This window comes from Paenibacillus pini JCM 16418, from assembly GCF_000576305.1.
GTDB lineage: Bacteria > Bacillota > Bacilli > Paenibacillales > Paenibacillaceae > Paenibacillus_AQ > Paenibacillus_AQ pini.
The window spans coordinates 25,517-46,190 of sequence record NZ_BAVZ01000011.1; the positions used below are offsets into that span (position 1 = coordinate 25,517).

The 20,674-nt window shown below is 40.6% G+C and carries 18 protein-coding genes; 15 read left to right on the top strand and 3 right to left on the bottom strand.

Annotated elements, in window-relative coordinates:
- Nucleotides 1-228: 228 nt before the first annotated feature.
- The 3 genes from JCM16418_RS15520 to JCM16418_RS15530 all read left to right on the top strand — a co-directional run bounded on the left by JCM16418_RS15520 (nucleotide 229) and on the right by JCM16418_RS15530 (nucleotide 4,244).
- On the top strand, nucleotides 229-2,067 hold the full coding sequence (locus JCM16418_RS15520) for a fibronectin type III domain-containing protein (protein WP_036650671.1): 1,839 nt from the start codon (nucleotides 229-231) through the stop codon (nucleotides 2,065-2,067).
- A gap of 214 nt (nucleotides 2,068-2,281) precedes the next feature.
- On the top strand, nucleotides 2,282-2,791 hold the full coding sequence (locus tag JCM16418_RS15525; protein WP_081765470.1) for a sigma-70 family RNA polymerase sigma factor: 510 nt from the start codon (nucleotides 2,282-2,284) through the stop codon (nucleotides 2,789-2,791).
- Nucleotides 2,792-2,942: 151 nt separating this feature from the next.
- A complete protein-coding gene (locus tag JCM16418_RS15530; protein WP_036650673.1) occupies nucleotides 2,943-4,244 on the top strand; it encodes a DUF4179 domain-containing protein in 1,302 nt (433 codons plus the stop codon).
- 82 nt (nucleotides 4,245-4,326) lie between these two features.
- On the opposite strand, the gene JCM16418_RS15535 is transcribed toward JCM16418_RS15530, so the two are convergent.
- The gene (locus JCM16418_RS15535; protein WP_162832478.1) at nucleotides 4,327-4,761 is read right to left on the bottom strand and encodes a MarR family winged helix-turn-helix transcriptional regulator; all 435 of its coding nucleotides are present in this window, start codon (nucleotides 4,759-4,761) and stop codon (nucleotides 4,327-4,329) included.
- Between the two features lie 202 nt (nucleotides 4,762-4,963).
- Between JCM16418_RS15535 and uvrA the strand changes: the two genes are divergently transcribed.
- From uvrA to JCM16418_RS15590, 12 genes are all read left to right on the top strand, one after another.
- Complete coding sequence (gene uvrA / locus JCM16418_RS15540; protein WP_036650676.1) at nucleotides 4,964-7,465, top strand: excinuclease ABC subunit UvrA; 2,502 nt, start codon at nucleotides 4,964-4,966, stop codon at nucleotides 7,463-7,465.
- 78 nt (nucleotides 7,466-7,543) lie between these two features.
- Nucleotides 7,544-9,067 carry an MDR family MFS transporter gene (locus tag JCM16418_RS15545; protein ID WP_036650678.1) on the top strand — a complete coding sequence of 508 codons (1,524 nt, stop codon included), beginning with the start codon at nucleotides 7,544-7,546 and terminating at the stop codon, nucleotides 9,065-9,067.
- 119 nt (nucleotides 9,068-9,186) lie between these two features.
- Complete coding sequence (locus JCM16418_RS15550) at nucleotides 9,187-10,224, top strand: DUF1835 domain-containing protein (protein WP_052020369.1); 1,038 nt, start codon at nucleotides 9,187-9,189, stop codon at nucleotides 10,222-10,224.
- A gap of 337 nt (nucleotides 10,225-10,561) precedes the next feature.
- On the top strand, nucleotides 10,562-10,957 hold the full coding sequence (locus JCM16418_RS15555) for a hypothetical protein (protein WP_036650680.1): 396 nt from the start codon (nucleotides 10,562-10,564) through the stop codon (nucleotides 10,955-10,957).
- A 210-nt stretch (nucleotides 10,958-11,167) separates the two neighbouring features.
- The gene (locus JCM16418_RS15560; RefSeq protein WP_036650682.1) at nucleotides 11,168-11,545 is read left to right on the top strand and encodes a BlaI/MecI/CopY family transcriptional regulator; all 378 of its coding nucleotides are present in this window, start codon (nucleotides 11,168-11,170) and stop codon (nucleotides 11,543-11,545) included.
- A 3-nt stretch (nucleotides 11,546-11,548) separates the two neighbouring features.
- On the top strand, nucleotides 11,549-12,697 hold the full coding sequence (locus JCM16418_RS23855) for a M56 family metallopeptidase (RefSeq protein ID WP_158442439.1): 1,149 nt from the start codon (nucleotides 11,549-11,551) through the stop codon (nucleotides 12,695-12,697).
- A gap of 33 nt (nucleotides 12,698-12,730) precedes the next feature.
- Nucleotides 12,731-13,441, top strand: a complete 711-nt coding sequence (locus tag JCM16418_RS25975; protein WP_242403863.1) for a hypothetical protein — start codon at nucleotides 12,731-12,733, stop codon at nucleotides 13,439-13,441.
- The gene (locus JCM16418_RS25980) at nucleotides 13,434-13,787 is read left to right on the top strand and encodes a hypothetical protein (RefSeq protein WP_242403864.1); all 354 of its coding nucleotides are present in this window, start codon (nucleotides 13,434-13,436) and stop codon (nucleotides 13,785-13,787) included. The genes JCM16418_RS25975 and JCM16418_RS25980 overlap by 8 nt, the downstream gene beginning before the upstream one ends.
- A 15-nt stretch (nucleotides 13,788-13,802) precedes the next feature.
- The gene (locus JCM16418_RS15575; RefSeq protein ID WP_036650683.1) at nucleotides 13,803-15,044 is read left to right on the top strand and encodes a hypothetical protein; all 1,242 of its coding nucleotides are present in this window, start codon (nucleotides 13,803-13,805) and stop codon (nucleotides 15,042-15,044) included.
- Between the two features lie 17 nt (nucleotides 15,045-15,061).
- Nucleotides 15,062-15,934 (top strand): ABC transporter ATP-binding protein, encoded by an 873-nt coding sequence (locus JCM16418_RS15580; RefSeq protein WP_036650686.1) that lies wholly within the window; start codon nucleotides 15,062-15,064, stop codon nucleotides 15,932-15,934.
- Nucleotides 15,928-17,130 carry an ABC transporter permease gene (locus JCM16418_RS15585; protein WP_052020373.1) on the top strand — a complete coding sequence of 401 codons (1,203 nt, stop codon included), beginning with the start codon at nucleotides 15,928-15,930 and terminating at the stop codon, nucleotides 17,128-17,130. The genes JCM16418_RS15580 and JCM16418_RS15585 overlap by 7 nt, the downstream gene beginning before the upstream one ends.
- A 1-nt stretch (nucleotide 17,131) precedes the next feature.
- Nucleotides 17,132-19,171, top strand: coding sequence for a DUF5050 domain-containing protein (locus tag JCM16418_RS15590; protein ID WP_036650688.1), 2,040 nt, complete (start codon nucleotides 17,132-17,134; stop codon nucleotides 19,169-19,171).
- On the opposite strand, the gene JCM16418_RS24370 is transcribed toward JCM16418_RS15590, so the two are convergent.
- Nucleotides 19,165-19,392 (bottom strand): RNA polymerase sigma factor, encoded by a 228-nt coding sequence (locus JCM16418_RS24370; RefSeq protein ID WP_306304796.1) that lies wholly within the window; start codon nucleotides 19,390-19,392, stop codon nucleotides 19,165-19,167. The two genes, JCM16418_RS15590 and JCM16418_RS24370, sit on opposite strands and share 7 nt — an antisense overlap.
- A 97-nt stretch (nucleotides 19,393-19,489) precedes the next feature.
- Nucleotides 19,490-20,659 carry an MFS transporter gene (locus JCM16418_RS15595; RefSeq protein WP_036650690.1) on the bottom strand — a complete coding sequence of 390 codons (1,170 nt, stop codon included), beginning with the start codon at nucleotides 20,657-20,659 and terminating at the stop codon, nucleotides 19,490-19,492.
- Nucleotides 20,660-20,674 lie beyond the last annotated feature (15 nt).

Sequence of the window (20,674 nt, forward strand, 5' to 3'; positions counted from 1 at the left end):
GCAGGAATTTTTACCTTTTTATTACATATTATCCTTTATGTCCAGCCGCATTTCTTTTATATTATAGGAGTAAGTCTTTGATTTACGTACCATGACTTATCGGTAAGTAGTCCAATCTAGACTCGGAGAGGGTAGGAAGAGGTGGTGAAAGCGAACTGGCAGCTATGTACTCAACAAAACTATTATGGATTTGAATTATTTGTTCATTATTAAGGAGGAAAATAGCAAATGATAGTCAATCGTATTATGTTTCGTAAGTCATGGATGATCACCCTGATCGCTGTTATGGTTCTGTCTTTATTTCAATTCTTAGCACCTAATACACCCAAAGCTAATGCGGCAGTAGCTAGTAAAACGATCGTAGGCTACTGGCATAACTTCGAGAACGGCTCAGGCTTTATTAAGCTACGCGATGTCTCACCAAAGTTCGATGTAATCAATGTATCTTTCGCAGAACCTACATCAGGTGTTTCTAATGGAACGATTGGATTTACCCCATTCAATTACACAGATGCTGACTTTAAAGCGGACGTTGCTTATCTACAAAGTCAAGGGAAGAAAGTCATTATCTCTATTGGTGGTGCAAATGGTCAAGTTCAACTAGTGAGCACGGCAGCCCGAGATAATTTCGTGAATTCTGTAACCGCTATCATTGAGAAATATGGCTTTGATGGTTTAGATGTTGACTTTGAGGGCCATTCGCTATTCTTGAATTCAGGTGATAGTGACTTTAAAAATCCAACGACGCCCGTTGTCGTAAATCTAATTTCGGCTCTCCGTACGATCAACAATCACTTTGGTACGAATAATTTTTACCTGACGATGGCACCAGAAACTTTTTTCGTGCAGCTCGGCTATAGCTTCTATGGAGGCAGCTGCATAAGCTGTGACAGCCGTGCGGGTGCGTATTTGCCCGTGATCTACGCTACACGTGATATTCTTGATTGGCTTCAAGTACAGAACTATAATTCCGGTCCGATTACAGGACTTGATGATCAATATCATAATATGGGAACCGCCGATTTCCATGTTGCTATGGCAGATATGGTACTGACAGGATTCCCCGTTGCCAAAAATCCTAATAGTCTCTTTCCAGCCCTGCGACCAGATCAAGTGATTCTTGGCTTACCAGCCAATGCGAATGCAGGCGGGGGATTCACATCCGTATCCGAAGTGCAAAAAGCACTTGACGCTTTGATTAAAGGAGTGCAATTATCCAGCTATAAAACGCGTGGCAGTCTAACAGGCTACCCAGATTTCCGCGGTGTAATGACATGGTCTATCAACTGGGATAAGTTTAATAACTTTGAATTCTCGAACAGCCACCGCGCCTATCTCGATGCATTAAGTCCTCCGGTGACTGATACACAGCCTCCAAGCACTCCTACGAATGTTACGGCTACTTCCAAATCCGCAACTAGTGTTAACTTAAGCTGGACGGCCTCGACAGATAATGTTGCGGTAACCGGTTATACGGTTTCATATGGCTCACAATCGCTAAATGTAGCAGGTACAACTGCAGCGATCACGGGTCTCACGCCGGATACTTCTTATGTTTTTACGGTTAAAGCGAAGGATGCTAAGGGTAATCTGTCTGCAGCAAGTACAGCACTCACGGTGAAAACCGATGCAGCCAGTACTGGAGGAGATCAAACAGCTCCTACGGCACCAACCAATTTGCAAGTGAGTGCGAAGACCGCAACAAGTGTTTCCTTGAGCTGGACAGCATCCACCGATAATATCGGTGTTACAGGCTATACGGTTACTTATGGATCGAGCACAATTAATGTGACTGGAACGACCACTACAATCAGCGGCTTGACAGCAAATACAAGTTACCAATTCACAGTGACCGCAAAGGACGCAGCAGGTAATGTTTCTCCAGGAACGAATGTAAGCGTAACAACGGATGCACAAAGCGGCGCTCAAGCTTGGGCACCTAACGTCAGTTACAAAGTAAATGACTTAGTCACTTATGGCGGCAAAACATATTCTTGTCGGCAGCCTCACACCTCCCTAGTTGGCTGGGAACCATCAAATGTTCCTGCCTTGTGGCAGGTGAAATAGAGCTGTTCTAATATGTAGCTACAAATAAATCATGTAAAAATACTTCACACCGCTAACAGCCGGGTGAGGTATTTTTTTTGCTTGAAATTCGATTTATTTGAAATCTAAAATAAAATTCAATCGTTTTTCTGTTCAGCAGCGTCTTATAATTAACAACATATCTTAGATGACTTCTTCCGAGAATCGATAACATACAGGAAGAGGGGGAGCGGTGATGGTGGAAAACATAATGAACAAGGTATATATTGCGAATCGGGACTTGATGAATGAAGAGACATTCTTTAAGCGACTATCTGAAGACCATCGCAAATTATACTCAATCGCTTTCAGCTACTTGCGTAACGAAGCTGACGCGTTAGAAATGATACAGGAAGCATCATGCAGAGCTTGGATAAAGCGTAAAAAACTTAAGGACGAGCAGTCCTTTACACCTTGGATTATTCGAATTACGATCAACTGCTGCATGGACGAGCTTCGGCGCAGAAAGCGCGAGTTTCCTGCGGACAAGCTACATGAGGATGCTGTACAAGAAATGAAGAGCAGTGACCGAATGGATTTGGAGCGGGCAATGGAACGAATGAAACCGAAATATCGACATGTCGTGATGCTGAAATATTACCAGGACATGACGACCGTTGAAATTGCTAAAGTTCTACAAAAGCCTGAAGGTACGATCAAAACCTGGCTAAGAGAAGGGCTAAAACAGCTCCGGAAATATCTGTAGAGATAAGGGAGGAGAGTTTAAAAATGTTGGAAAAAGCAGAACGGATGTTGAGCCAAGACGTGAGCGAAGTAAAAAGAGTAGCGAAGAAATTAGAGAATTGAAAATTTCTAATGCGATGCGTGTTGGCATAGCACGAGGGAGGAAGCATGAGATGAAACGGACGTATACTTTTGGAGTTAGCGCACTAATAGTCGCTGCAGCGGCAATTTTTATTATATTCTCAATAAGTGGCTCACCATTTAAGGCACTTAAGGAAGATGCGGTGCAAACAGCGAGCGCCAATAGTGTTTCCGACTTCGAATCATTTCGTTCGATTGCACAACGTGATCAGGGCTTTGCCGCTGCATTAGAACAAGGACTCATGAAGCCCATAAAACAAGGTGTAGAAAAAAATGGTTACCGAATGGACGTGGCAGGTGCCGTTACCGATGGTCGAAGAGCCTATGTCATGTACAGCTTTCAAAATCATACGGATTCAGACGTCATTCCAATTGTGGATGCTATCATTTTCGGCGAAACCGAAACACCGTCTATTGGAGCTGAGATATGTATTGCTATGGGCAATAATGTTGTTTCCTCAGGACAGACATCCTACTTTGTCTTTAAAACGGATCTTTTATCTTCCGCTGATTATAAGAAAGACGCACAGTTTAGTATTAAACTCTGGAATAATGCAACCTCAAAGTATCAGAAGGTTCTGAATGTTAAGTTTGATCTCGAACCCAATCTGCTAAAAGACAAGGAGCGAGTATTCAATACGGAAGGTACGATGAAGGTAGACGGGCAAAATATTAAGGTGAAACAAGTGAGCTTTACTCCGCTTAACACCTATGTAGATTTAGAATATGACAAAAATAATGATAAACAGATTTTTAAAATGATAAATCCTGTCCTGATTGGAGAAAAAGGGGATCATATAGAAAAATTATATTACCCTGAATACATGCCAACGCTCGACCCTTCCAAAACAACACTTGTTTTCAAGACTAATAAGTTTGATCAGCTGGATTCAGCCTCATTGAAGGTGTTCGGAATTGGCGCTGTAAAGAAAGACCAGTTGAAAGTTGTTGTTGATATCAACAAGAAACAAATTGTTGAAGCGCCGGATGACAATTTTACAATCATTCAGCCCGATGAAAAGGTAGGAGAAGGTGAAATGATATTCCAACATCGTCTTGAGAATGCTCAAGTGGCCGATAGCATTGGGATGTGGCTGGACGATAGTTATACGGATGCCGCAGGAGAAGAGCATAAAAGGTTACCTTCAGTAAATGTGAGTCATGGAGGTACGACTACATCAAGTAAAGAAGATACTCAAGTGGATGAGACAGCTTATAATTTTGGTAAGGAAGCACTTAATTATCCACAACCGCTTACCATAGGAGTCAAAAGGTACTGGATTCCAATTATGGAAACTCAGACGCAAGAGTTGTTATCGAAGAATAAGAATTAATCATTGAATGTAATAATAAAAGGACGATATCCCAGAGTTATGAGACCCTTGGGATATCGTCCTTTTCATGTTTTGCATCCGATTAGGAAGAAGTTTTACTGCGTGAATCCGATAGATGACGAGTTTGTTCTTCGATGACTGCACTTGCTTTACTTAAGAATTGTGTAATCAATGTAAGCTCTTCCTTAGTATAAGAGGAAGCCAATTTAATCATTGACTCATACAACGGTTGGTACGTATCGCTGACTTCTTCTTTGTTTTCATATTCTGGAACAATAATGACTTTACGACGGTCATGAGGATCGTTTTCCCTACGAACATAACCGACTTTTTCAAGTCGATCAATTAATGCAGTTATACTCCCCGTGGTAAGACCTGTTATTTTGGCCATTTCTCCAGCAGTGAGCGAACCTTTTTCACGTAAGATATCTACTGACATAAAGTCATTATTGTGTAAGCCAAGAGAGGAACCCACATTTTGTTGATAGAGTACCGATCTGGTTCCAAGTCCACGCATGAGTAAGACCAATTGTTCCTCTAGTTCGGTTGTAGAATCTGGTTGTTGGCTTGACAAATTACAAACCTCCTTTTATTATAACAATATCATATATCTTGATTATCAAGATAATTAATTTTCAAGATACTTGATGGGCGTTTGATTAAGTAAGCTTCATTTTATCGAATTCACTTGGATTTTGCAATCATAAGGAGACGTTTAAATGAACGAAAATATTTATATTCAAGGTGCCAGGGAAAACAATCTCAAGAATATTTCGCTTACCATTCCTAAATATAAGCTTGTAGTCTTAACAGGACCTTCTGGATCAGGCAAGTCGACGCTCGCCATGGATACGCTACAGAGAGAATGCCAAAGACAGTATCTGGATTCCATGGGAATGACATCTGATTCGATTAGCAAACCGAAAGTAGATTCAATTGTAGGGTTATCACCATCCATTAGCGTTGGACAGCATGTTACAAATCGCAACCCTCGCTCGACGGTCGGAACAGTAACAGACATATACACGTTTGTAAGGTTTATCTTTTCCAGACTTGGTGAGCGAATTTGCCCCAGTTGTAGTGCTACGATTCCCCCTTCATTTGAACCGATAGGTTCCTTAGCTGTTGAAGATGAGGACTGGGGTTCTCAGACAATGAGTTGTCCACATTGTGGCACTGAACTTGAGAAACTAGGTATGTCACACTTTTCCTTTAATAAGCCAGAGGGAGCCTGCGTGACATGCAGCGGTCTTGGTCATGTGGCAAGTATAAATGAAGAGGCGGTATTTAATCAGGAACTCAGTTTACAAGATGGTGGAGTTGCTTCTCTTCATGGGGTTCATCGTGACATTCAGACACGCATTTTAGTAGCTGCTGGAAAGCATTTCGGGTTCGATTTCGATCCAGCACAGCTGTTAAAAGATTACGGTGAGATTCAGCGAGATTTGCTATATCACGGTGTTGAAAGCGATGCGTTTAAGCGCCATTTTCCAGACAAGAAGCCTATCCAAGGAACAAAATTCGAAGGTGTAATCCCTGGATTATGGCGTCGTTATAAAGAGAAGGAAGGAGATACTGGAGCTCAAGAGAAGGAAGGTTTCTTTCAAGAAAAGCTTTGTCCAGATTGTCTGGGTACACGCCTCAAGAAAGAAGTTCGTCTCGTTCATGTTGCTGGAGCATCCATAGCAGAGGTATCTGATTGGTCGCTTAGTGACGTATTTGAATGGACTAATGGACTACAAAAGGCGTTGCCTAAGGAAGGCCTACATCTACTTGAGCCGATCCTGCATGACATGCCCACACGTTTGAAACGTATTCTGGATGTCGGTCTTGGATATCTCTCATTGAACCGGCAGACGGTATCCTTATCGGGTGGGGAAGCCCAGCGACTCCGTCTTGCATCATTACTTGGCTCAGGTCTGACGGGTGTGCTCTATATACTGGATGAACCGACGACGGGACTTCATCCGCGTGATACGGCTGGTCTTATTCGGGTGCTCCAGGAACTTCGAGATCTGGGCAATACCGTGCTGGTCATTGAGCATGATATTGATATGATGCGTGCTGCTGATCATGTTATCGATATTGGGCCTGGTGCTGGATTACAAGGTGGGACTGTTGTGGGAGAAGGTAGCCTAGAGAATTTGATGTCTAGTGAGCTTTCAGTAACGGGTGCTTATTTAAGAAATGAACGAATGCAAACATCTGCTCCTAGCCGCAGGAAAGGGAATGGACAATACATTACCATTAACAACGCGAAATCCCGTAATATCGATATTTCGTCAGTTTCTATTCCTCTTGAATGCTTAGTAGCTGTTACGGGCGTCTCGGGCTCAGGTAAATCCACGCTCGTATTTGATATTCTTGCACAAGGTGGTTCCAAGGAACATAAGGCGGAAGGATACAGTGAAATTACAGGCTTCGATCAAATTGGACATATTGTGATTTTTGATCAATCACCCATGGGCAGAATACAAAGATCCAATGTGGCGACATATACCGATGTATTCTCACATCTTCGTAAATTATTTGCTGGATTGCCGGAGGCCAAGGAAAGAAAACTGACAGCGAAGCATTTTTCATTTAACACGCCTGGTGGACGTTGTGAGACATGTCAAGGGCTTGGCGTACTGTCCGTAGACATGAACTTCCTTCCCGATTTAGAAGTCAAATGCCCTGATTGTAAAGGGAGAAGATTTACTAATGAAGTCCTGCAGGTTCAGTATAAGGGTCTGTCGATCTCAGATGTACTGAATATGTCGGTGCAAGAAAGTTTGCCGATTCTTAAGGACGAAGCCAAAATGGCGGGTATTATTGAGATGCTATGTGAGGTAGGTCTGGGGTATCTGCATTGGGGTCAGTCTGTCAAAACCTTATCTGGCGGTGAAGGTCAGCGAATTAGACTTGCAAAAGAGCTCAGCAAACCATCCAAGCATCATACCTTGTATCTCTTAGACGAGCCGACAACGGGTCTGCATCCATCTGACATTAAGCAGCTTCAGGTTTTACTGGATAAGCTAGTGGATACAGGAAATACCGTTGTGGTTGTCGAGCACAGTCTTGAGCTGATCCGAGAATGTGATTGGGTAATTGATATCGGCCCGGAAGGTGGAGACGCTGGTGGTGAGCTAGTAGCTGAAGGAACACCAGAGGAGGTAGCGAAAGTGAAATCCTCATACACAGGGATGTTTTTAAAACGCATTTTGGCGGAAGGAATCTAATAAATCAGGGAAGGGACACGGATAAAACGGGATGTTATGTGCTTAGATTAGAGGAAAATGTGGAGGGAACAAGAGAAGATGGCAAAAAAAAATAACGTAGTGGTTATCATTGTAGCACTGCTACTCGCTACACTTATGGCATCGATGGATAACACGATCGTTTCAACAGCAATAGGAACAATCGTCGGAGACCTAGGTGGCTTTGACAAATTAATGTGGGTCACATCTGCATATATGATTGCAGAGATGGCTGGTATGCCGATTTTCGGTAAATTATCAGATATGTATGGCCGCAAGCGATTCTTTATTTTCGGTCTTATTGTATTTATGGCTGGTTCCGCTCTTTGTGGAACGGCAGATTCTATTATTCAACTTAGTATTTATCGTGCTATTCAGGGTATTGGTGGCGGTGCTCTCGTACCTATCGCATTTACAATCATGTTCGATATCGTTGCACCGGAAAAACGGGGCAAGATTGGTGGATTGTTCGGAGCGGCTTATGGTATTTCAAGTATTTTCGGGCCTCTTCTAGGTGCCTATATTACGGATTATATTCATTGGTCTTGGATTTTCTACATCAACTTACCTGTAGGTGTGATCGCATTCTTCATGATTGCGTTTTTCTACAAAGAGTCTGTCGAGCATTCTAAGGAGAAAATCGATTATCTTGGTGCTTTTACACTTGTAGCATCCATTCTATGCCTAATGTTCGGGCTTGAGCTCGGAGGTAAAGAATATGCTTGGAATTCTGGAATGATCCTTAGTTTGTTTGGAGCTTTTGCCGTGCTATTGATAAGTTTTATTATCATCGAACGTCGTGTTGATGAACCTATCATTACCTTCGGTATGTTCAAGAACCGTTTGTATTCAACCAGTAATATCATGGCCATATTTAGTGGTGCGGCTTTTATTACAGCATCAGTCTACATTCCAATCTATATCCAAGGTGTATTTGGCGGCTCAGCGACGAGTTCAGGTTTAGTTTTACTCCCAATGATGGTCGGATCTGTAGTTACAGCTGCGGGTGGCGGTATCGTATTGTCTAAATTTAATTACCGTACGATCATGATATCGACGCTTGTGCTGCTCGTTGTGGGTATCGGCCTGCTGACTACATTAACAACGGAAACGCCACGCTACTTAGTAACCATCTATATGGTACTGGTCGGTCTTGGAATCGGATCATCGTTCTCCGTACTAAGTAATGCAGCAATCCATGGATTTTCGGCAAAACAACGGGGATCTGCAAGTTCAACACTCAGCTTCACACGGGAATTAGGTATGACACTAGGTATCACTGTATTTGGTATTGTTCAAAGTCATGTGTTTACGAATAAACTCTCTTCCATGTTCTCTGGTGGGGGTGCAGCGCCGGAAGGCGTTGACCTAAGCGATCCGAGTAAAATATTGACTCCGGGTACGCGTGAGAATATTCCAACTCAAATTTTAGATAAAATCACAGAGGCTTTGTCTTCATCTCTAGTTCATACGTTTGCATGGGCGATTATCCCAGCAGTCATTGCTCTTGTTGCAGCATTTGCAATGAGCAGAGAGAAGTTCGATCCAACTTCAGAAATGGAAGAATACACGGCGTCTCATTAACGTATTTAAGCACATTCTGTTGATAACAGAATGTGCTTTTTTTGTATGCTCGGTGATTACATTAAATAAAATGCCTCTGTACTAATATGATCTACATTTTATATAAGTAGGTGGATATATTGAAATATTTTCAAGGAGATCTGGGGAAGTTTCAAGAATGGGAGATTCGAACTTTACTGAATGAAATTTTAGTTATGACTGCTCAGTCCGCGGACAAGGAAGAAGGATTGGAAAACAAACTAGCAGATGGGATTATAAAGTTATGGAAAGATCGTATAGACGAAGTGTATACACGTCAGAGAGAAGCGGAAGAACTTCAACGTACCACTCATCTTGTATTTGGCCTGTCTGATGCAGGGTCCTTAAAGGTAACACTCAGTAACATTGGCAAAAGTCTAGAGAGTGAAGTTCTAGCTTTTAACGAATTGTTCTCAATCGGTCCCATTCTAAATATAGAGTTACTGGAAGGTCAAAAACGAAGACAACAATGGATGGAGGAACGCTTCGCTCATTATGCCTTCTATAATTTATTTAATCGAGAACATCAAATAGGTCATATGATCGAGACTATTGCACGAATTCCAGAACGCAATTCCATAACGATCTGGTGTAGTGATAACGCCCATGATCAGATGGGCTTACGTTTTGCTTTGTATTTATTAAGAAAGCGTGAGCAGTCGGTGAAGGTTGTAAATATATCTGAAATCTACAGGCGAAATTCTCTTTCCATACATCAAGATGTTCTGTACTATTCGCAGGGAGTTATTCCACAAGAAACATATCAAGAGATCGTAAGCACCTGTAATGAGGTTAAGGTCCTCGATCCTAGCCGTAGGCGCCTTTATGAATCGGAATGGTTAGAAATATCGAGTCAAAATGATATGTTGCGGATATGGCAGGATGGAGCGATTAAAGGACTGAAAGAAAATGAACTGGATGGAGTCATCCTGAAAGCAGTAACTAAACTGGAAATGGAGCATACTGAAGATGGGTTCGTTAACGTTGGCAAAGTGATGTTCGAAGTGTTTGAAAATTTACATCAAATCGTCGGAGATCAATTTATCGAGTATAGGATTTGGATCATGATTAGTAATGGTATTCTGACTTTTAAAGGAGTGCCCGGTGCCATGTATCTATACTCTATTCGGACGCTGTGAAGTTTTTTATATACAAAAGGGGCATTGGATAAATGCATCCAGAGCTTTAACTATAATAGATCAATGTAGCCATCAAACACAAAAAAGACTAGCCTAGGGGATAGTCTTTTTTGTGTTTTCATTCTGTTAATTTACTATGATTTGTTATATTAATTACATCATTTATATAAAATAGTCATTTATTAGTATTTTTGGTCGTCTAAGTATTAGATAGCCTTTTTAATAGATCTCACAGGCGCACTAGCCAATTCAATCTACTGGAGGTGAGTATTTTTCATTTAATACTGAGGCTATTCTAAAAATTTTTAAAATCAATTCAATTTGAGGAGGATTTACTATGAAATTCGGTAAAAAAAGTATTGCTGGTTTAGCGGCTTCTGTAGCTTGCATGGCATTTGCAGTCACTGCGTTTGCAAACTCTAGTTCGATATCAACCACTGGGTATGGAACATTGAGTGGTTCATTATCTAGTTCGGGTTCATACGGTTATTATACTACCTCAGTAACTAAAAATAATGATAATGCTTATCTTACAATTGCAGGTTCTGCTCAAGATAAAAATGGAACAACTCTGATTACTAAACAACAAGTTAACAGCTCAAGAGGGGCAACTTCTTACTCAGCTTCTACCGTGTCATTACCATCAAGTGCTTATGTTATATATGGTACACACGGTGTACAGGGTGGTAGCACTTATGGAGCATCTGCTGTGTATACTTATACTCAACTGTAAATGAAATAATAGCAACAAAGTAGAATGTCTACGCTGTGCAAATCGAGCGCATGCTTGGCTTTATTTGCACAGCATTAGACATCTTCTTTTTTTATTAAACAGGATACATAGGCAGGTTAATTTTAGACATATGTAAAAAATAAGGTTGACAGACAATTTCGACAATTGTAAAATGTTAAAAAAATACAATTATTGAAAAGAGGTTCATTCATGAATGCATGGAAGAAACTTCCTGACGCTGAATTTGAGATTATGCGAGTCGTTTGGGCGAATGATCCGCCAATTACAACGGCTATGGTATTGGAACAACATGTGGGCGAGCGTAGATGGAAAGCTCCTACTGTAATTTCACTGATGCTCCGATTAGTTGAGCGTGGTTTTTTGCGTACTGAGAAACAAGGGAAAGAACGCACTTATTTTCCGTTGATCGGAAAAGAGGAGTATCTTGCTCTGGAGACAGAGCATTTTATGAAGCGATACCACGAAAACTCTTTCTTAAGCTTTATCAATACGCTTTATAACGGTAAGCAACCAAGTGAGAAAGAACTGGATGAAATGCTCAAATGGACCAAGGAACGGAGGGAATAGGTGATGCAGCACTTTATGATCCTTCTCTTTGAATGTTCACTTTCCATGACCGTCTTAGGAATTCTCTTGATGTCCGCTTCAACTTTTTTACAGAAGAAATTTACGGCTAAAGCGCGCTACTATACTTGGATTACTATGATTCTTGGACTTATTATTCCATTGCGTTTTCAGCTACCAAATTTGAATCTTCCAACGCTTACCATTTTACCTGGACTAGAGTATATTGATCGAGCAACGAACTTAATGATTTATTCAAGTATAGGAACATCCACATCAGTGGCTTGGTATGAAGCTGTATTTGCTTTATGGATTAGCGGTATTACTGTATTTACAATCTACCATATCAATCAGCATAGACTGTTACTTCGGATGGTGGAGCGTTGGAGTGTGGAATATTCAAACCTAGAAGGGCTGGAACTGTTAAAAAATGTTCAGGAAAGCATGCGTATATCCCGTCATGTACAATTAAGAATATGCCCAGGGATTCCTTGTCCAATGCTCATAGGCTTTGTTCGTCCGGTCATCTTACTCCCTTCAGTCAATATATCGGATCAAGAGCTGTTATTCATATTGAAGCATGAACTAATTCACTTCAAACGCGGAGATTTAGTACTCAAAATGCTTGTATTTGCAGCCACGGCGATCCATTGGTTTAATCCATTGGTTTATCGAATGGCCCGGGAGATCAATCTTCAATGCGAAATTTCTTGTGATGAGGAAGTTATTAAGCAAGCAACTATACAAGTGCGGCAGCAATATGTGGAGACTCTGATTAACATTATGAAGAAACAATCGAATGCTCAGAGCGTATTCATTACCAGTTTCTCGGATCGTAGATTGAGTATGAAGAAAAGAATTCACTCAATCATGGATAGCCGTCGCAAACAAAAGGGTTTTGCTCTTTTGACAATCATAGTGTTGTTTATGTTCATTCTAGGAGCTGCGTTACAAGGATCTCTAACTCAAACCCACTCTTTAACCGAAGCAAACAACTGGCCGGATTCTCTTGTTTATAATGTAGAACCGGAAGAGGAAGGATCTCTCTTGCAAACGCAGACTCATGAAAGTAATGTATCTAATTCTGATGAACCTAAACAGAGTGATAATAAGGAACCGATCATGTTTGCTAGTCCCGGAATTTCATATAGGTAATGCGGAAGCATGGATCAGAAAGGGGATACGATTTTGAATACAATGTGGAGAAGCAAACTAGCCTTATTATTAGCGATAATGATGATTCTTGCAGTCGGGTGCTCTAATAAGGGTTCGGATAACATGGAGAATACAACATCAAACGAAATAATTAAAAATCCATTTGAGGAAAATACGCCGAATACGATGGTTTTAGGAAATATAAGCCATGGATTTACAAATCCCCAACTAGATGAGAAGGGAATCATACTCCCCTTGCAATATAACGGAAGTGAATTGAAAGTAGATTATTCAGTAAAAGCTTCTGGAAAAGCTAAAAATGTTGGTTTTCTTGTATTTGTTGATGGAAAGCCTCAGCCCTATAAATTCAACAGTAGCGAAGCACCTTACGAGTATATGCACATATTTGAACTTGAGGGTGATGACCAAGATACACCGCTTAGCTTCATCTTTACCCCAGTAACCGGAAAGAAAGGAGATAACCTTCACGTAAGCATTGCCAGTGTATATAATCCGGGATTTATTCCAGATATGAAAGCAACGACCTCCTTTGGAGGTTATCAGACGACACTAGAGTCGGGTAGATCATTGATTTTTAACAAGAACGCTGAAGCGTTAAATGTTTCCTCTATTCCACACCAAGAAATATTAAGCAATGTTCGGATCTCTACAGAGCCTATAACTCAGGAACTATTGGATAAGCATAGTGTCATGGAAAAAGTAGATAATGGCGACGTTGGATAAAAAGGTGTATAGCGATTTATACGTTGATGGTTCTTTACGTCAGGATAATCTACAGATTAAGAAAAGCGGCACCCTTCACTTAAGCTTCAAGCTGTTTGGCCATCCGGGAATACGCTACCGTAGTACGATTTATATCAACCACAGTGCACTAAGCACCAAAAACGCTGTTTCCTTTGAGACTAAGCTGACAAAAGGGAATATAGCTATTATCGAGGCTGATATCGATTTAGAAAAGTTAGAGAACTTTAATACACTTTATATTGTTTCCATTCCTGTAAATGCGAATGATTTTCCCGATGATGTAATCATCCTGGATAAGACGCCCTCCTTGTTACTTTACAAATGATCGGAGCGAATGGTGATGAGAAAGAAATATGTAAGCATCATATTAGCTTTATCTGTGCTTGTCATTGCGAGCTGTTCACATAAAGAAAACAACTCTTTGACTACAGGTGATTCTACTAAACCTAAAAATTCTCCAATCGGAAATAATTCTTCAAACAACGAAGTAGTAACAACTGAGCCCCCTCAATCTAATTCTTCCGAATCATCTTCTCCATTAGATTTACATCTTGAAAAGATTCAAGGAGATATCACAAATATTCACTACGCCGATGGAAATCAGATCATTATATTGGCAGACAAATTGTATCTATATAACCTTGATAAGGGGCTAGTAACAGCCGAAACCTCACGTGAAGCATTGGTAAAAGAACAATATTTCTCTACACATGACGGATATGTAGAGATCGGGGCGAAAGTAAGTAAAGGGAAAAATAATGGTGGTTTGTTAGCAACAGACGGAGGGCCAACGTATAGCGCCGTCTTCTATGACAAGCAGTTAAATAAGAAATCAGAATTTCAATTCAACACCTTACTACAGAAGAATGAAATGATATTGTCTGTAAAGGCTATCGCGATTACAGCGGATGGAACGAAAGCGGCCTATGCCACTACACAGGGACTATATCTCTACAATTTTAAAACGAAACAAAAAACAACCGTTGTGAATGTACAAGAAGAAGATTCGGCTCCGCGAAAAGGAGTAGTTACATTTGAACAAATTGGATTTACAAATATGGATAAACTGCTTGCATTTAAAGCGCAAAGCTTTCATATTCCAGCTGAAACCGACAAGCCTTCCTTTGATACCTGCGGAACTGTAGCGATAGATGGTAGTAGCATGTCTAATCGTGTATTTGATAGTTACACATGCAAAGAGGTAACTGCTTATAGTAACTTACTGCTGTTTGCGGAAGATTTCACAATTCCATCAGGCAAATTAATGGTTATGGATATACCCAGCGAGAAAGTGAATCTTCATACCTTAGTTGAGAAGGGCGAAAGCGGATTTATTACAGGGTCTGACTCAGGGCAATACTTCGGGACATCCCTCGCTGATAAGAGTAGCTGGAAGATTCGAGTATACAATACCGTTACAGGAAGGCTTGAAGCAGAGAAGCGTATCCCAGCTGAAGGAGAAGCGCGTTATATGGCGAATGACCCGTTGATTCGTATTATAGACGACAAGAAGACTTATATCGTTGTATTAGGAGCTAATCAGCCGGGAATCAAGGCCAAAGTGATTATAAACCACTTCTAATAAGGAGGGAGCGATTCGTGAAGGTAACGTTTAAAGGTATCTCAAAACAATATAAGGGCAAATATGCATTACAAGATTTTTCTGCTGAATTGGAGAATGGAATTTATGGGCTTCTTGGAACCAATGGGGCAGGAAAAACGACATTGATTAATATCTTTGTCGGTATTTTGCGAAGTGACACGGGGCAAATCCTAATCAATGATGTGGATGCGAGAACTCTAGGGATAGAATTTCTGTCCCATATCGGATATTTACCTCAGTATCCACAATTTTATAAAAATTTCGAAGTCATGGAATTCCTTAAATACATGTGTGAGCTGAAGCAGATTCCGAAGTCGCAAGCAGAAAAAAGAGTTCAAGAATTATTGGAAATTGTAAATTTGAGCAATGCTCGCCATAAGAAAATCGGAGCTTTATCTGGTGGGATGCGTCAGAGAGTGGGTATTGCTCAGGCCATGCTTAACAATCCAAATATCCTGATTCTGGATGAGCCTACGGCTGGACTAGATCCGCAGGAAAGGATTCGATTTCGAAATCTGATCACTAAGTTTTCCGAGAACCGCATTGTTCTATTGGCAACGCATATTGTTTCCGATATCGAATTTATCGCTAATCAAGTCATTTTACTGAAGGATGGACGACTTCTGAAGCAAGATACACCTCAAGCTCTCGTAGAAGGCCTGAAAGGGAAGGTTTGGACGGTCACAGCCACGGAAGAAGCACTGGATGAGAAGCTGCATCGACTCAAAATCAGTAATATGATGCGGGAGCAAAATGATATTCATTTGCGGGTTATAGATGATGAGCAACCGGATGTTGATGCAGTAAATGTACAGGCCAATCTGGAGGACGTGTTCCTGTATTATTTCGGAGAGGGCGAACAATGGTAACGTTAATCGGTTATGAGTGGCGTAAACATTTTTTGAAATGGACTATCGTCTTTGCGGTAGCAGTCTTCTCAATCCTAAATGTCCTGAAAATATACAGTATCCATGGTGGGAACTCTTTACTAGCTGACTCGAGCTGGAAAGAGCTGTACTCACAGATGTATGGCCAATTTGAAGGCAAGATCACGGATGAAAAGATCGGCAAACTCATGAAGATTTATCGCCCCCTTGAACAGCAAACTGCTGATCATACAGCGAGTACAACATATCGTAACTCGAATACTCAGTTGTCCAATGTGTATGAAGATTTCAATTTCTATCGATGGTCTTATGTGAATCCGATGAAATATGCATACGATTACAAAGCCTATGCTCATGCTGTGGTGACTACAGCGAATGAGAATATTATATTTTTTAAATCCTTGAACAATGGATATGAGGCTCGGAAAAATGCGGCTGTTGCTGAACTGTTTCAGGGACGAACGATAACAAATTTCTCTTATACGGAAATGTATCAATATTATGTTCAGTACGATTTTTCATCGTTCTTAGTTCTATTGATTTGTCTGTACGGTCTGATGAGTGTTTTCCTGTCCGAAAAGGAGACAGAGATGGATACCCTACTGCTAACGACCAAAGCAGGGGGAGCCAAAACTGTTTGGGCAAAGCTTTTGGCCTCGTCACTTTTTATTTGTAGCATATGTCTTTGGTTTTGGCTAATTGATTTTGTTGCCTATTCGTGGATCTACGCTTCTTGGGATGCAGCTTCTTCACCAATATACGTTTTGGAAGAATACATTCACAGTGCATTGAACGTGAGTTTAGGTCAATATGCAGCGCTCTCCGCTGTCTTGAAAACCTTTGGAATGCTCTTCTTTGGTTTGGCTTTTCTGGCACTGTCCTATCTATTTCGAAACGCGTTAGTCCCTTTCATTATTGGCCTATTAGCTTTGTTTGGATGTATTTCTTTACAGGAAGCTTACATGGACTCAGGACATATTTTGGTAAAAACCATGAATCCTTTTGTACTTGTTGTCAATCGAGAATTGTTTCATAAAGCAGAGTACATCCCCCTATGGGGTTACCCGTTTCCAAGCTATATTGTTGCCTTGTTATTCTCGATCTTATGGGGGACGATATTTCTTTCCGGGCTCATGATTTCAGTGAGGAAAAATGCTCTACGGAAGGGAGGAGGATAGCATGTCAGTCTGGAAGTATGAAATGAAGAAAATGTTTATTTTTCAGAAAGGTTTATTGTTTATCATTTTATTTATCATTTTGACCATGGCTTCGATGATCTCATTAGATAGGTCCAAGAATCCGGATATTGAGATGAATGCCTCATCCTATTCCTTCTATTTGAAGCAAGTTCAGGGGTCATATCATAAGAATACAGAGCAATTTTTTGCAAGTGAAGCTGATAAAATCTCAAATGCAAAGGTTGCTTTACAAGAAGCAAGCGATCGTTATTATGATGGCAAAATGGGAAAAGATGAATTTTTGGCCGTAACCGGTCCTATGGAGAATGTTCTAGAACATGAAAAGGGCTTTAAACTGATATATGACCAATATACATACATTCGCGAGCACCCCGCTAACCGCTATTTTATGTATACAAACGGATGGGATGGTTTACTCGCAAATGAAAATCTTGATTTGTTATGGGTAGTATTGCTTCTTCTTCTGATCACTCCTGTTTTTTGCTTTGAGTATGAGAGTAAGATGGATACACTTCTTCTTACAGTTCAGAAAGGAACCCGATATCACGCGATTTGCAAAATAAGCCTCGTGTTTCTTACTGTACTCATACTCAGCTTGGCTATTGCTGGGATAAAGTATGGATTTTATCAATATAAATATGGGTTATTCAATGGGAACTATCCGCTCCAAAGCCTACCATACTTCGGCACTTCAACGAAAGAAAGCTCTTTGAATGAGGCTTTTATGTGGATCATGGCAGGTAAGTTATTTGGGAGCTTGTGCTTCGCCATGCTGATCCTTTTTGTATCTGTATGCTTGAGGAAATATGCCATAACTCTTTTTGTATGCACGGCCTTGATTCTAATTCCTTACTATGGGCTACGTTTGGAGTCCACTAAATATCTTCTTCCGGGCCCTCTTGCTTTTATGGTGTCTACCGGGTTCTTAAGAGGGAATGAATACAAGAACAATCCGTTCAAGGACCAAATGGAGTTAATATTCAGAGAAGTGTCACTTATGTCATGGAGTATCGTATTCGTGGTCACCGTATGCCTAAGCATTGGAATGTTTGTAGTCATCTTGATCCGGCGCACCAATGTATGGAACTCAGGGCTACGGAATCATGGGCGCAAAGTGTCTACGCTAACGCTTATCCTTTGTATGATGGTTACTTTGTTATCAGGTTGCAACTCTGCAGAGAGATCGCAAACTAGCGACAGTTACAATTATTCCTCCAAGCAATCCTTTGAAAATAGTCGTTACCTTTTTAAGGTCGACGAGACTGATTTGAAAGCTATTCGGTTGGTATTTATAGATAAGCAAACGGGTGAAAAACGCAATTTTGTAAGAAACCCAATGCCTTCATTAACTCGAGTGGAGAACACGATTTTTGGAAATGGCAACGATGTATATTATATGAAATATGATTCAGATAAATCAGGTGTCATTGAAGATGTGACGCGTTTTTCTATTATCGAAGTGGATACGACGAGCTTTAAAGAACGAATTATTTTCGAAAAAAAACTTAGCACTGATAAGAGCATGATTTTAGGACTCTCGAAATCAAATAATCAAGACGCAAATTTTTATCTGACGATAAGTTCCTTTTTTCTCGATGAGCACAGCCTTTACTTTATAGGACAAAACGAAATTCATCGGGTTGATCGATTAACTGGAAAGATGACAGTTATTCTTAAAATACCCGCTTCAACCAACGTCGCTTTTGACGGCCGTATGATCTATTATGTAAATGACAAATCTCAAATGGTCAAATATGATACAAATACGGATTCTGAGATGATTATTCCAGATTTAATTACCCGTTTTTTTATTTTGACAGATACAGAACTTCTATTCTTGAATCGTAAAGACCAGCAAAAAATGTATAGTATGAGCCTGCATGATCTCACTTTACGGAAAATAACGGGCTCCTCCGTTCAGGAATTTCATTGCGATAAGCAATATATTTATTATGTGAATAAATCGGATTTACAAAAGCATCGAATGGATATAAATGGCGAGAATAATATACTTCAATGATTCCATTTCTTTGAGAACTGGCATAATAGTTTTTTGCGAGCACGTACAAGGCGCTGGGCTACTGCCTGCTCATGTATCGCCAGCTCTTGAGCGATCAATCTAATCGGTTTTCCCTCCATATGATGCATTAATAAGATCACCCGATACTCATGCTTCAGCTCTAAAATAGCGAGGGCATCGCTTGCTGATGTTGTAGCGACGTGTAAGCCTATGGCAGCGATTAAGGGTGTTTAATTTCTATAAAAAAGAGTCCCAAGTTATTAACTTTGGACTCTTTTTCATAATATATCGTTTATCTGATCTCTCTCTTGAAATGAATCAACCCTGCTCAAGTCTTTTACTTGTGGAAGAAGGTCTAGTGAGTGAATAGACAGCACAGGCTAGGGCTACAATTACGACGATAGCACCGACCCAAGCCGTACTTCTTATCGTACCCGTCTGTTCTAAAACAACTCCACCAATTCCAGATCCCAAAGAAATTCCAATTTGGAGTGCCGAGTTATTGAAGCTTTGTTGTATATCAGAATGTTCAGGATCGATCTGAATAAGATAGTTCTGTTGAGGTGGAGAAAGACTCCAGCTTAGCCCGCCCCAAATGACCATCACCACAAGGAATGAAATTAACGAGATGGTAGAGAAGGGAAGCAATAATAAAATGGCAGCAAAGGAACTAATCACAATAATAATACTTTTGCGTGATCCGAGACGATCTCCGAGGAAACCTCCAAATGCTCCTCCACATACAGCAGCTATTCCAAAGATAAAATAACATATGCTAATCCAATATTGATTAAGATGCATCTCAGATACTAGAAAAGGAGTGAAATAAGCATAAAGCGTATAATGTCCTGCTAGTGTAAAAAGTGTCGCCAGATGTGCACTTGCCACTTTCAAATTACCTAAAGCCTTGATCTGCACAGATAGGGGCTTAATCTTGTCTGCAGGAATCTTTTCTAGAAAGGCATATATAAGAACCATAGAGAGAAGGGATAGAACAGCGATCCCGAGAAAAATAACGCGCCATCCAAAAGAGTTACCTATTAATATACCAAGGGGTACTCCTAACACCAACGAGGAACTGATTCCCATATATACAATTCCGATTGCCTTTGCTCGGTGTGCAGGTTCAACAATCTTCGCTGCGATCGTGAGCGAGAGTACGATAATTAAAGCTGTACTCATAGCCGTAATGACTCTTGAAGCCATCATGATAGAGAAGTTTGGGCTGAAATATGTGATCACATTTCCCACAAAGAATACGACTAACGAAATAAGATAGAGGAATCTTCGTTCGAATCTTGCGGTTAATGTAAGAAGAACAGGGCCGGCAATGGCATAGACAAGAGCGAAGACCGTTATCAACTGTCCTGCGGTACCAAGCGTTACATGCAAATCATCAGCAATAAGCGGTAATATTCCTCCTACAATGAGTTCAACCAACCCTACACAAATAGCAGAGGCGGCAAGTACTAATACTTTTAGATTCATTTTTCGAATTCCTTT